This is a genomic window from Methylophilus sp. Q8 (assembly GCF_000800115.1).
In the GTDB taxonomy this organism is placed as follows: Bacteria; Pseudomonadota; Gammaproteobacteria; order Burkholderiales; family Methylophilaceae; genus Methylophilus.
Window position 1 is genome coordinate 2,225,828 of record NZ_JUHE01000001.1, and the last position, 13,214, is coordinate 2,239,041.

Here is a 13,214-nt window from a genome sequence, read left to right on the forward strand (position 1 = left end):
TAAGTCTGTTGTTGTTAGTCAAAGCTAAAACCATAAAATATATCCAGCGCATTATCAGAGCCGGTTCTGGTTTCGATGGAAATGCGTTTGGTCAGTTGGTAGGTGAGTTTACCAACATTTAACAGGCCGACAATGCTTTTTTCGTAGCCAACTACCAGGTTGCGACTGATTCGCTTGCCGACGCTGACAGCGTAATTGGTGGGGCCAGTGCCACGTACATCTATGCTATCCAGGCCAACCGCTTGCGCAATCTTGGTTTGCAAGGAAACGGAGTCGCCTTGTGACAGCAGCGCGCCTGCTGCAACAGATAACAAGGCCATATCACTGCTGCCGACTTGCGACATGGGCTGCCCCAGTACCAGCAGTGAGATTTTATTCTCGTTGCTGGTATCAGGCGTTGAGACCAGTTTTAGTTGCGGGGTTTGCAGGCTGCCATTGATTTGAATACCGACTTTGGTGCTTTCTACTTGTCGTGTTGCCAGTACATCCAGGCCGATATTGGGTAGTTTGCCGCTAAATATCAGGCGGCCGGTTTCGATATTCAATGACTGTCCGTAGGCGATATAAGTGCCGGTGATTTCCAGTGTACCGGCCGCAGTGAGCTCGTCCAGCATACCGTTAAGCTGCATATTGCCACTGAGGGCGCCATTGAGGCCTTGGCCACGCAACATGAATTGCTCGGATTCCTTGAAAGGTAATACCAGTGGTTTGTCGCCAAAATCGAGCGCAAAGTCGTTAAAGACCAGTTTTGACGTTGGCTCAGCCTGGCTGGCTTGCGGCGATTCAATGACGACATCTTCGTCCAGCTTGGGTTTGTCGGCTTTAGGCAGCTCAAACAGGCCTTTATGTATCTTGAGCTTGCCGCTGAGCGTGGTTTGCTCGCTGTTCATGCTGAGCTTGGTATTGCCGCTGAGTTGCACCCAGCGATCTACCCTGGACAGCGCCTGTAATTTGTTCAGTTGCATCGCGGCATCCAGTTGCCAGCGGTCTTCTTTAAAGGTCAACAGGCCGTTGCCATTGAGCTCGCCACTTTTGCCAGCAAAGTGGATGTGTTCAATATTGACCTGGTCTCCTGCCAGATTGGCATTCAAGCTGCCTTGTTCTAGCCACAAGCCTTGTGACGGTATTTGTATGGCAAGGGCCTGGCCTTGAATACTCCCTTGCAGCTGTGGTTGGGCAATCACACCGCTGGCCTGGGCATCTATCAGCAATTGGCCTGCTGGCTGCAACTCCGGCATGAGCTTGGCCAGCCAGTCAAGTTTTGAGAGATTGGCTTTGAGTTGGGCCGAGATTGGCGCTGAGCGTTGAATCACTATTCCGCTTTGTGTTGGTGTCACCACGGTGTTGCCAGTCAATTGCAGATCTATCGCAGTGTCTGCACGTACGCTGCTTTGCACGCTGACGCGATTGTTCTGCGCCTGGATATCAGCCAATAATGACTGTATGCCCAGCGCTTGCCACTGCGCCTGGCTGCTGTCGTAGACTTGCCAGTCACCTGATGCGCGCTCAAGATGTAATGTTCCGTTGAGTTGTTCGTCCAGCGCCAGTTGCCATTGTGCTGAAACGCGCAAGTGGTCTGCAGGCAAGGCTTCAGGCTGTGCGGGCGCCAACCATGTCATCACGGCTTGCAATGGAAATGCCTTGAGTGCGCCCTGGCTGCTGAACTGTACTTTTTCGCCAGCTTGTTGTGTCAGCGGGTTGGCGGCTCTGGCCGGGCGGTAGTGCAGTTGGTCCAGTTGCAATTGTCCTGCCAGGGCATGAATAACCAGATTTTGTAACTGGAAGCCTTGTTCGTTTTGCCATTTCAGATTGGCGGGGTGCGCCAGTTGAAATACTTTGCCATTGGCATCTTGCAACTGCGTGAGTTGTGCCTGCCAGGTATTTTCTTGCCAGCTACCATCTAGTGCTAATAGCAGGTTGCGTTGCAGTAAAGGGTCGGCATCATTGATTTTCAACGCGAAGTGATGTTTTGCCAGCGACCCGCTCAGATCGAGTTCAGCATCAATCGGCGGACTGTCTATGCCACGTGCATTCTGCTGTGACAACCCGCGCAGTTTGATATGGTTTTCCAGTGGCGACTGCGACTGGCTGGCCGCCTGGCCTTGCGCCTCAAAGGCACTCAGTGACAGGCCTTGTGGTAACTGCAATTGTTGTCCAGCGAGTTGATACGTCGCGGCAAAGCCGTCTGGTGATTGTTGCACTCTGCCTGCACCTGTGACCCGGCCAGCAAAGCCTGGCATCAATTGTGCAAGATTGGCCAGGTCTGCCTGCCAAACCAATGTACTGGGATTCTTTCCTGAAGGTTCGGGGTCTACTTTCACAGTGAGTGTGTTTTTATCCAGTTGCGCGAGCAGATCCATTGTTGTCAGTTGTGATCCTTGCAGGCTGGCTGTGCCACGGACGATCAATGGCTGGCCTTGCAAGCGACTATCGCCAGCATCTATGGTGGCCAGGATCTGGCCTTGTTCGGTCAGGCTGCCATCGGCGACGATTTTTAAGTCCATATGGCCAGCCAATTGCGGATGGATATGCTTGGCTTGTAATTGCTGCAGATGCACTAGCAGATGGCTCTGGCGTGTTTCATCAAGGCCAATCGAGGCGCTGATTTGCAGCATATCTTCGACCTGACCATTGGTAGCCTCGTCAGCAGGCACGATGGCAAATGGCCTGGCTTGTGGCTGGTAATGATGATTGGCGGCAATCTCCAGCCGGGTGAGGTCGCCGTGTAGCTCGGTGCGCAGATGGTAGGGAGTGTCGCCTTGTGCTTGCTGAACGTCCATCCAGCCATTTAAAGCAAATGGTGCGGCATTTTGCATTTGAAAATGCGTGCTGACTTTGCCCCAGGGGCTGTGCGCTTGCCCTATACGGAACTGCATGGCCTGGTTGTCGGCGTCCAGGTCGAATTGAATCTGTGTGATATCCGACGTGCTTGCACCCTGGATAATCGTAAGCCTGTCAATTTGGCCGGATAACAAGTGAAACGGCAGTGGAATATGGATATGTGCAGGTAACGGTGCTTGCCCGGCTTTAGGCGTTGGCGTGACTTCTGTGGCCGGTTTAAAGCGCAGGGTGATCTGCCTGGCACGGAAGTGCGATACGGTCAGTTCGCCTTTGGGTGTGACGCCCAGGCGCATATTGGAATCTATGCCTTCTACCTTCAGGGTGGCGTTACCCAAGTCAGATTCAAACTCCTTCAAGCTAGTCATCAGCAGTACATTGGCCGCCCACACTATTTGCGGCGTGATGATCAATGACAGGCACAGCATGCCGATGAGCAGCATGTTGAACAGTCGGTTGAAAGTGTGAGTGAGTGACATCAGAAATTCACGCCCAGGTTAAAGTGCAAACGGTATTCTTTGGTTTCTTCGCCATAGGCGACATCGACGCCTACCGGGCCAATCGGGCTGCGCCAGCGCACCCCCAGGCCATAGCCCAAGGCCGGGTCATAGTCTTTCCAGCTGTTCGCGGCGTGACCGAAGTCGACAAATATGGCCGCGCCCCATGACGAGGTCAGCCACTGCACGACTTCGCTGCTGCCGGTGAGTAGTACACGGCCACCAACAATGGCATCGGCTTCTTTGACACCAAGTGACTGGAAGGCATAGCCACGCACGGATTGGTCACCACCCGCCCTGAATAAATAAGTGGCTGGCACACTGCGCGCACCGGTGACCGAGCCCACTTCGATACGGCCCAGCCATTGTGTGGATTGCGTCAGTGGATAAAACGCTTGTAACCGGGCTTGTGATTGCAGAAAACGACCATCTGACAACTTGTCCAACGGGGCCAGTTGGAACTGGGTATTTAAAATCCAGCCTTTGGTGGGCGCGAGCGGGTGGTCGAGTTTGCGCATATTCAGGCCGTAGGCCAGTGTCGCGGCTTTGTTGAATTGCGAAGATTCACCATCCACGGTCAAGAATTCATATAGTAAATTGGCCCCTATATATTGTTCAAAAATACTAGGTTGCCCCCAATAGCGACGCACACCGTTTTGCACGGCGGTAGTGATTTGGCCTTCGAGGTCTGTGCGGGTGATGCTATTCTGGATGCTGTCCCGGTAGCCTTTATCATCAGTGAGGAACGTGATATTGGAAGTAACAGCTTGCAGGCGTTGTTCCAGCCGCAAACTGCTATCCCACAGCAAACCACGGTCAAACAGGTTGCGATCTGTGTAGTTAAACACAATGCGGGCGCCAGTGTTGGTGCTGGCGCCTGTACCAATGCGAAAGGTATTTTGTTCCATTTCGTGCACGGTTACGTCTATGTTGGCACTATGATCGGCATTGAGTGCTTCGGTTTTGGCAACGACATCTACCGAGCGAAATTTGCCGGTGGCCATAAAACTGTTTTGCAACGTGAGTAAATCTGCCTGACGATAGGGTGTGCCGGTTTTTAGCGTGTTGAGTGGGCGCACCAGTGACTCTTGGTAGTGCTTCAATCCGTGAATACGGACTTCACCAATGCGTACGGCAGGACCGGAATCCATTGCCAGCGTAATCAACACCGCTTGTGTTTGCGGATTGACCATGGCTTGTGACGTGGTGATTCTGGCATTAGGGAATTCAGCGCGCAGCAATGTCGCCAGTAATTCGCGTTTGGCCGTACTCCAGGCTTGCTGGGTAAAGGGGCTGTTGACGGGCAGTGGCCAGCTTTTCTGGGCGGCTTCCAATGTTGATTGATGGCTGGCTTGCTGGATTTCGCCAGTGATGGCTACGTTGACCTGACTGACTTTGGCTTGTGGTGTCAGCTTGATATGGAATTCGGCCAGATTGGCGGTTGGCTGCACACTGATGGTTTTTGTTTTGAAATAGCCTTCGGTTGCCAGCAGGTCAGCGATTTCCTGTGGTGTTTTTTGTACTAGCCGGCGCCATTCACTGTCGTTCATGCGCGGGTTTTGCATGGCTTCGTGTATGGTCAGGTGTTTTTGCAGCAGCTCACGCAAGGCCGAAGTGTCTTCGGCCCTTGCGTCGTTAGCAAGTGAGAAGCGTGTCTGGTAGCTGTTGCCTGGTTTGACGTCAAACCAAGGACTATCTTGAGCCTGACAGGTGGTATTCAGCACCATCAAAGCTAGTGCTGTCAAGGTTAGCGCCAAGTGCATTAACTGCTTGCACGTGGCGTTTGCCCAGAGCAGGCAGCGGTACAACATGTGTGCTGCCTGTTCATAAGCGGGATGTTTTACATGATGAGCAAGAAAATCCCGGATCAAATCGACTTGGTAAAGACTATGGTTTAAATATGCTTCACTAGTTGACTGGCCTTGCCGGTATAAGTTGCAGGGGTGAGGGCCAGCAATGCCTGTTTGGCTTCAGCTGGAATTTGCAGGGTTTCAATAAACGCATGCAATGATTGTTTGTTGATGCCACCTTTGCCGCGCGTCAGTTCTTTTAATTGCTCGTATGGATTCTCAATGCCATAACGACGCATCACGGTCTGGATAGGTTCAGCCAGCACTTCCCAGCTATTGTCCAGGTCTTCTGCCAAACGTTGTGGGTTGACTTCCAGCTTGTTCAGGCCGCGTAGGCAGGAGTCGTAACCCAGCAAGGTATAGCCAAATGCCACGCCCATATTACGCAGTACGGTAGAGTCAGTCAGGTCACGCTGCCAGCGAGAGATAGGCAGTTTCTCTGCCAGGTGGCGCAACACAGCATTGGCCAGCCCAAGATTGCCCTCAGAGTTTTCGAAGTCAATCGGGTTGACCTTATGCGGCATGGTAGAAGAGCCGATTTCACCGGCTTTGACCTTCTGCTTGAAATAGCCAACAGAAATGTAGCCCCAGATATCGCGGTTAAGGTCGATTAGAATAGTATTGATGCGTGACAGGGTGTCATACATTTCAGCCATATAGTCGTGTGGCTCAATCTGGATGGTCATCGGGTTGTAGGTCAAACCCAGTGATTCGACAAAGCGTTTGGCAAAGCCTTCCCAGTCAAACTCAGGGTAGGCAGACAGGTGTGCATTAAAGTTACCCACGGCACCGTTGATTTTGCCTAGCACTTCATTGGCTTGCAGTTGCTTGAATTGGCGCTGTAAACGATAGACCACGTTGGCCAGTTCTTTACCCATGGTGGAAGGGCTGGCAGTTTGGCCATGTGTACGAGACAGCATTGGCTGATCAGCCAATGCATGTGCGAGTTCTGTCAGGCGGGCAATCACCGCTTGCAGGTTAGGTTGCATGACGGCATCGCGTGCTGACTTCAGCATCAGTGCATGCGACAGGTTATTAATGTCTTCTGAGGTGCAGGCAAAATGAATAAATTCGCTGGCCTTTTTGATCTCCGGGTTACCGTCAAACTTTTCTTTCAGCCAGTATTCGAGTGCTTTTACATCATGATTGGTGCGTGCTTCAATCGCCTTGACTTGCGTCGCATCCGCTTCGCTGAAGGCGGTAATGGCGGCATCCAGCTCGGCGATGGTTTCAGGGCTGAACGGTGCGATTTCTGCCAGTTCAGACGCTGCGCTGAGTGCTTTCAACCACGCCACTTCAACCAGCGCCCTGTATTTAATCAGTGCATATTCACTGAAAAAAGGACGTAAAGGATCGAGTTTGGATTGATAGCGACCATCCAGTGGTGACAGTGCATTGAGCGTGGTGAGAGACGTCATGAGTAAAAAACTTATCGATTCAAAAGCCGATATTTTACCCAATCCAGCCACACTTGTCTTTGTTGAATGTGGTTTGCTTGTGATGAGCCGGGAGGGTGGGCGTACTGAAATTGTCGATTAAAACCGCTTTGTTTGGTAAATTGTGCTTGATTTAGCCGTGACATAATCGCTCACTGGGAATGAATTTCACATGAGACGCCACGTAAACTCATCTTTTGTCCGCTTGCTGACAGGCTTGTGCCTGGGGCTGTGTCTGCTATGGTCGCAGATACAGGCGGATGACTATGTGTTGGCCATGCTGGAAAAAGTCAGGCAGCGCTATGGCGAAGAGGCTTACCAGAATGTCATGCGCATGAATGAGATGTTCGCCCAGGTGGCGGGTGCCAGCGAGATGACCAAGGTACATATGGTGAATGATTTTACCAATCAGCACGTGTTGTTTGTGGATGATATCACGTTGTGGGGCGTGGAAGATTACTGGGCCAGTCCGCTGGAAACCTTTGGCAAAGGCGCCGGTGACTGTGAAGACTTCAGTATTGCCAAATATACCTTGCTGAAAAAGCTGGGCGTGTCGCAAGACAAGTTACGGCTGACATATGTGCGGGCGCGCATGCCTAGCGGCTCCATTCGCCCGCATATGGTGTTGACCTATTATGCGACGCCGAATAGCGATCCATTGGTACTCGACAACCTCAATTTTGAATTATTGCCGGCCTCCAAGCGTGGTGATTTGTCTCCAGTATTCAGCTTTAATGATAAAGGGTTATTCGTAGCAAATAACCCGAATATGCGGGCAGGTTCGCCTTCCAATATCTCCAAATGGCGTGATGTATTGACACGTATGCGACAGGATGGATTGGAATGATTAAAAACCTGTTAGGGGTGTGGTTATTATGGGGGCTTAATGCTAGGCTGATGGTCAAAGCCTGCACAAGCGGCGGGCCATTATCTGGTCTCCCCCAGGAAAGTAAGAGGGCTTTCAAATGTCTTTGGTAAAACAAATACGCATTGCGATTTCTATCATTATTTTAATGGTGGCGGCAGGATGCCTGTTTTTGGGTGTCTATGACGATCACCGTTACATGGCTGAGCAACTGCAAAAGAAAAATAACGATAATGCCAACGGGCTGGCGATCACGCTTTCGAATATCCAGAAAGACAATGTCACGGTAGAGCTGATTATCAGTGCCCAGTTTGATATGGGCCATTATCGCCGCATTGCCATTATTTCGCCGGACAACAAGCTGATGATCGAGCGGGTGAACCGCCATCCGCACTCCATCGCACCTGCCTGGTTTCAGTCGGTGTTTTCTGTCAATATCCAGCCTGGCGTGGCCAATATCCAGTCCGGCTGGCAGCAATATGGCACCCTGGAGCTGGAGAGCGAACCGTCACTGGCCTATGACCAACTATGGGAAACCTCACGTCATGCTGTGTTGTGGACATTGATCGTTGCGCTGCTGAGCTATGTGGTTTCTGGATTCTCCTTGAAGAAGATCCTGAGACCGCTGGACGAAGTGATTGCACAAGCCGAGGCCTTGGGCGAGCGCAAGTACATCACCATCGAAGAGCCGGCGACAGAAGAGTTCCAAAAACTGGTGCGCACCATGAATACGCTGTCTGACCGTGTTAAATCCATGGTCACGGCAGAGTCTGAACGCCTGAATACCTTTAATCAGCAAATTAACTACGATGAAGTGACCGGTTTGATGAATCAGTCACATTTCACCAATACGGCTTCGGTCGCCCTCAAGCATGAAGGGTTTGTCGAAGGCGTGCTGATTTTGGTGCAACTACGCAACTTGCCTGACATTGATAAGCAATTGGGTTATAGCATGACCAACCAGTTGATTAAAAAGGTAGGGGATGCCGTACAGCAACAGATGGATCATTATCAGGATGTGGTGTGTGGCCGCCTGGCTGGTGGCGTGTTCGGTATTTTCAGTCGCCAGCCACTGGATGATTTTGCTGTCACGACCGAGCTGAAACTGGTGCTGGAAAAACTGAATGCGGCACAACAGCTATTGCAGTTCCAGTTTGTGGTCACGCATACCAAAACTAAAAAAGGCGATGATTTTGTCGATATTCATCGTGTGATGCAGTTTATTCTAGACTTGGCTGAAGATCAGGCGGCAACGCCGATGCGGGTGATGAATGCCAACAGTATTGTCACGTCGAGAAAAAATTACCTCAATCAATGGAAAGAGCAATTCTTGCAAGCCATTGAGCAAAAACAGATCAAACTGGCCTGCTACCCGGTCATGCAGCGCGATCAGCAGCTGTATCACTACGAGTGCCCGCTGCGTTTGCATATTGATGAAGGGGATCAATGGTTGGCCGCAGGCGCATTTATTGATTGGGCTAGCCAGCTTGATATGATTAAAACACTAGATGGGTTGGCGCTGGAATACGCTGTCGATATGCTGACAAAAAATAATGCCAGCCTCAGTGTGAATGTCTCAGCGGCTGCCATGCGCAGCGACGAATATAAGGATAAATTGCAATCCCTGATGCTTAGCATCACGACGCCAGCACGATTAAGCTTTGAAGTCTCGGAAGAGGCTGCATTTAGCGACTTTGTGAAATTTAAGGAATTTGTGCACCTGGCGAAATCCCTGGGTTGCATGGTCGGCATGGAGCATGTATCAACCCGCCTGGCGCAATTGGGTGATTTGCATGAACTTGGCTTGGATTACATCAAGTTTGATGCGTCACTGATCCGCGATATTCATTTGCGGCCACAGCAGCAATCACTCATGCGCGGTTTATGCATGATGGTGCGCACGATGGGGATTGTGCCAATTGCAGAAGGTGTGCAGGGCCAGGAAGAGCTGGATAGTTTGAATTCGATTGGTATTGAGGCGGTGACTGGCCCCTTCGTACAGGAAAACTTACAGTTTGGTGCGCTGTGAAAGTGTCAATTTTTGTAATTTCGGGGTGTTATGCCATATACTCATCGTTTTGACATGGTTTAACACCCCATACAATCAACAGTCGGTAAATCAGTCACTGGTTTAACTCAGATAAGGATAATAATAAGTCATCTGCCATGGAAACGACGCCATATTTTAATCAAACCGCAAAAGATGCTCTGCTGGAGTGTCTCCTTTATATTTGTCGCCATAATCGACTGGCCACAACGCGTGATGCTTTAACTTCCGGTTTGCCGCTGGAAGGGGGCAAGCTTAATCCAGAATTGTTCAAACGCTCGGCTGAACGTTTGCGGCTGGAGGTGGCGGTGAAGCAGGGAGCGATTGCGACACTGCTGCAACCGCAGGCCGATGTCACCTTGCTGCTGAATAATCACCGCGCTTGCCAACTGATCAAAATCGATGAAAGCCAGCATTTCGCGCAAGTAGTGTTTCCAGACTTGTCACCCGATGCGGTGACCATGAGTCTGGCTGATCTGGCCGCGGAATATACTGGCTATGCCTTAATTACCAAACAAACCTTTATGTTTGATGCACGTACGCCAGAAGTGGGCCGGGTGCAAGTCCGCCACTGGTTCTGGGGTACATTGGCCGAAAACAAAGGGATTTATCGCGATGTGATGGTCGCTGCATTACTGATCAATATTTTTGCCCTGGCCATGCCGTTATTTACCATGAACGTGTATGACAGAGTAGTGCCTAACAAGGCGGTTGAAACCTTGTGGGTATTGGGTATCGGCGTTGCGTTGATTGTCCTGGGCGATTTGTTATTGCGTTCCATGCGCGCCTATTTTCTGGATTGGGCCAGCGCCCGTATTGACGTCAAGCTCAGTGCACAGATTATGGAAAAGGTATTGGGCACACGCTATGAAGCCAAGCCAACCTCGGTCGGTTCATTTGCTTCTAATCTACGCTCGTTTGAAAGCGTGCGTGACTTTATTACCTCGGCCACGGTAGTGACATTGATTGACCTGCCATTCGGCATTATTTTCCTGATCGTGATTGCATGGATTAGTCCATATATGGTGTTGCCCGCATTGATTGGTGGCGCCATTGTGTTGATTTACTCGCTGAGCGTGCAAACCAAGATGCATGATCTTTCAGAAACCATGTACCGTGCCAGCGCCCAGCGCAATGCGACCTTGATTGAAAGCCTGGTTGGGCTGGAAACCGTCAAGTCTATGGGGGTTGAGGGCCAGATGCAGGGCAAGTGGGAGAAAAGCGCACTGTTCCTGTCTGAGGTGGGAAGCAAACTCAAGCTGCTGTCATCTTCTATTACCAATGGCACCTATGCCTTGCAACAGATCATTAGCGTTGCCATTGTGATTTTAGGCGTGTATTTGATCTCGAATGGCGATTTAACCATGGGTGGCTTGATTGCCTGCTCACAGTTGACCAGCCGTGGCTTGGCACCTATTTCGCAAATCGCTGGCCTGTTTACGCAGTATCATACGGCGGCGACCTCTCTGAAGTCACTGGATGAAGTGATGGGTAAACCGGTGGAGCGTAATAAAGGGGTTAACTTCTTGTCTCGCCCGGCATTCAAGGGCGAAATCGAGTTTAAGAATGTCTCCTTTAAATATCCAGGCTCTGACGAGCTGGCTCTGAACCGGGTTTCTTTCAGGATTCGTCCTGGTGAGCACGTTGGCCTTATTGGTCGCATGGGTTCAGGCAAAACGACGATTAACAAACTGATTCTTGGGCTGTATCAGCCGACCGAAGGTGCGATCCTGATTGATGGCATTGATGCGCGGCAAATTGATCCGGCTGAATTGCGTCGCAGCATTGGCTATGTGCAGCAAGATAACCATTTATTTTATGGCTCGTTACGTGAAAATATTACTTTGCGCCATCCGCATGCTGACGATCGCTCTGTGTTACAGGCGGCACAAGTGGGCGGTATTGCCGAGTTTGTGAACGCGCATCCCAAGGGCTTTGACCTGGAAGTTGGCGAGCGCGGGGATACCTTGTCCGGGGGGCAGCGCCAGGGCGTGGGCATTGCGCGTGCGTTTGTGACGGAGCCGCAAATTGTATTGCTGGATGAACCGACCAGTGCCATGGATCACTCCGGTGAGGAAACTGTAAAACGTAACATCGCCGAAGCCACTGCGGATAAAACCATGATTGTGATCAGTCACCGTAACGCCATGTTAGAGCTGGCAGAGCGTTTGATCGTGATTGATTCTGGTCAAGTGGTCGCAGATGGTAATAAAGAGGACGTCACTGCTGCGCTGCGCGCTGGCAAAGTAGGTAAGGCGAGATAACAATATGGCAAAAAAAATATTCGATCAATTAGGTGAAGTCACCAAGCCGGACAGTATCTGGGTGCGCCTCGGCAAGCCTGTGCATGCGCTGGTAGACAAGGTCATTAAAACCGAGACTGCTGAAGCACGCACATGGTCCGAGCAAGCGCATGATGTGATGATAGAAGACACCATGCTGCATGCCAAATTGATTATGTACGGCATTTTAGCGATTCTGCTGTTGTTACTTATCTGGGCCAGTGTGGCCAAGGTCGACGAGGTGACGCGTGGTGAAGGTCGTGTGATTCCCTCCCGCCAGATTCAGGTGGTGCAGTCTTTGGATGGCGGTATTGTGGTCGATATCATGGTGCAGCTAGGCGATACTGTTAAGCGTGGTCAGCCCTTGATTAAAATTGACGAAACACGGGCCATTTCATCGTTAAAAGAGAACGAAAGCCAGTATTTGTCACTCAAGGCCAAAGAGGCGCGCCTGAAGGCACTGGCGAATGGTGGCAGTTTTAACCCGCCTAGCGAAGTACAGCAAAAAACGCCTGATACCTACTTGCAAGAGTTGCAACTGTTTAATGCAGGCAGAGACGAACTGAACTCACAGATTAATATCGCCAGGGACCAGTTGTCGCAACGTGAACGCGAACTGTCAGAAGTGCAGTTTAAAAAAGAAGTTGCTATTAAAACCTATGATTCGACCAGTAAAGAGCTGGCTGCCAATCGACCATTATTAAATAGTGGTGCGGTTTCAGAAATCGAGATATTGAGGCTGGAACGTGATGCTAACCGTGCTAAAGGCGATATTGACCAGGCGTCCGCGCAAATGGGGCGCTTGACGGCGGCTATTTCAGAAGCGCGTCGTAAAGTGTCGGAAGCGCAGCAGTCTTTCATGAGCAAGGTGCGTACCGACTTGAACGAAACCACAGCAAAAATCAATAGCCTGACGCAATCCAGCCTTGCGCTTTCCGATAAAGTGAAACAATCGACATTGACCTCACCGGTCAACGGCAAGGTCAGCAAGCTTTATTACAACACCGTCGGTGGCGTGATTCAGCCAGGAAAAGAAGTCATGGAGGTGGTACCTTCAGATGATGCGCTGGTGATTGAGGCCAAAGTACAAACCAAAGATATTGCGTTTATTCGCCCGCAACAGCCCGCGGTGATCAAGCTGACGGCCTATGACTACACCATTTATGGCAGTTTGGATGGCTCGGTGCAAGATATTGCAGCAGATTCCACCATAGACGATAAAGGTAATGCATATTATGTCGTTAAGGTAAGAACAGACCAAAATACTCTGGGCGACCACTTGCCGATTATTCCGGGCATGGTGGCACAGGTTGATATTTTGACCGGTAAGAAAACAGTGCTGTCCTACTTATTAAAACCAGTGTTAAAAGCTAAATCTTACGCACTAACTGAGCGCTAA

At 50.7% G+C, this 13,214-nt stretch carries 8 protein-coding genes; 5 read left to right on the forward strand and 3 right to left on the reverse strand.

The genetic code is table 11. The annotated features are described in order from the left end of the window. Positions 1 to 14: 14 nt before the first annotated feature. From GQ52_RS10660 to purB, 3 genes are all read right to left on the reverse strand, one after another. A complete protein-coding gene (locus tag GQ52_RS10660; RefSeq protein ID WP_047517563.1) occupies positions 15 to 3,317 on the reverse strand; it encodes a translocation/assembly module TamB domain-containing protein in 3,303 nt (1,100 codons plus the stop codon). Further along, positions 3,317 to 5,080 carry an autotransporter assembly complex family protein gene (locus GQ52_RS10665; RefSeq protein WP_235273177.1) on the reverse strand — a complete coding sequence of 588 codons (1,764 nt, stop codon included), beginning with the start codon at positions 5,078 to 5,080 and terminating at the stop codon, positions 3,317 to 3,319. Before GQ52_RS10665 ends, GQ52_RS10660 begins: the two co-directional genes overlap by 1 nt. Before the next feature lie 149 nt (positions 5,081 to 5,229). After that, complete coding sequence (purB, locus tag GQ52_RS10670) at positions 5,230 to 6,603, reverse strand: adenylosuccinate lyase (RefSeq protein WP_047517569.1); 1,374 nt, start codon at positions 6,601 to 6,603, stop codon at positions 5,230 to 5,232. Between purB and GQ52_RS14280 the strand changes: the two genes are divergently transcribed. From GQ52_RS14280 to GQ52_RS10690, 5 genes are all read left to right on the forward strand, one after another. Further along, complete coding sequence (locus GQ52_RS14280) at positions 6,602 to 6,724, forward strand: hypothetical protein (protein ID WP_255360764.1); 123 nt, start codon at positions 6,602 to 6,604, stop codon at positions 6,722 to 6,724. The two genes, purB and GQ52_RS14280, sit on opposite strands and share 2 nt — an antisense overlap. Before the next feature lie 69 nt (positions 6,725 to 6,793). Next, entirely contained in the window at positions 6,794 to 7,468 is a 675-nt protein-coding gene (locus GQ52_RS10675) for a transglutaminase-like cysteine peptidase (RefSeq protein WP_047517571.1), read from the forward strand. 118 nt (positions 7,469 to 7,586) lie between these two features. After that, on the forward strand, positions 7,587 to 9,515 hold the full coding sequence (locus GQ52_RS10680; RefSeq protein ID WP_047517573.1) for an EAL domain-containing protein: 1,929 nt from the start codon (positions 7,587 to 7,589) through the stop codon (positions 9,513 to 9,515). Positions 9,516 to 9,652: 137 nt separating this feature from the next. Continuing rightward, positions 9,653 to 11,797 carry a type I secretion system permease/ATPase gene (locus GQ52_RS10685; protein ID WP_047517576.1) on the forward strand — a complete coding sequence of 715 codons (2,145 nt, stop codon included), beginning with the start codon at positions 9,653 to 9,655 and terminating at the stop codon, positions 11,795 to 11,797. 4 nt (positions 11,798 to 11,801) lie between these two features. Then, the gene (locus GQ52_RS10690) at positions 11,802 to 13,214 is read left to right on the forward strand and encodes an HlyD family type I secretion periplasmic adaptor subunit (protein WP_047517579.1); all 1,413 of its coding nucleotides are present in this window, start codon (positions 11,802 to 11,804) and stop codon (positions 13,212 to 13,214) included.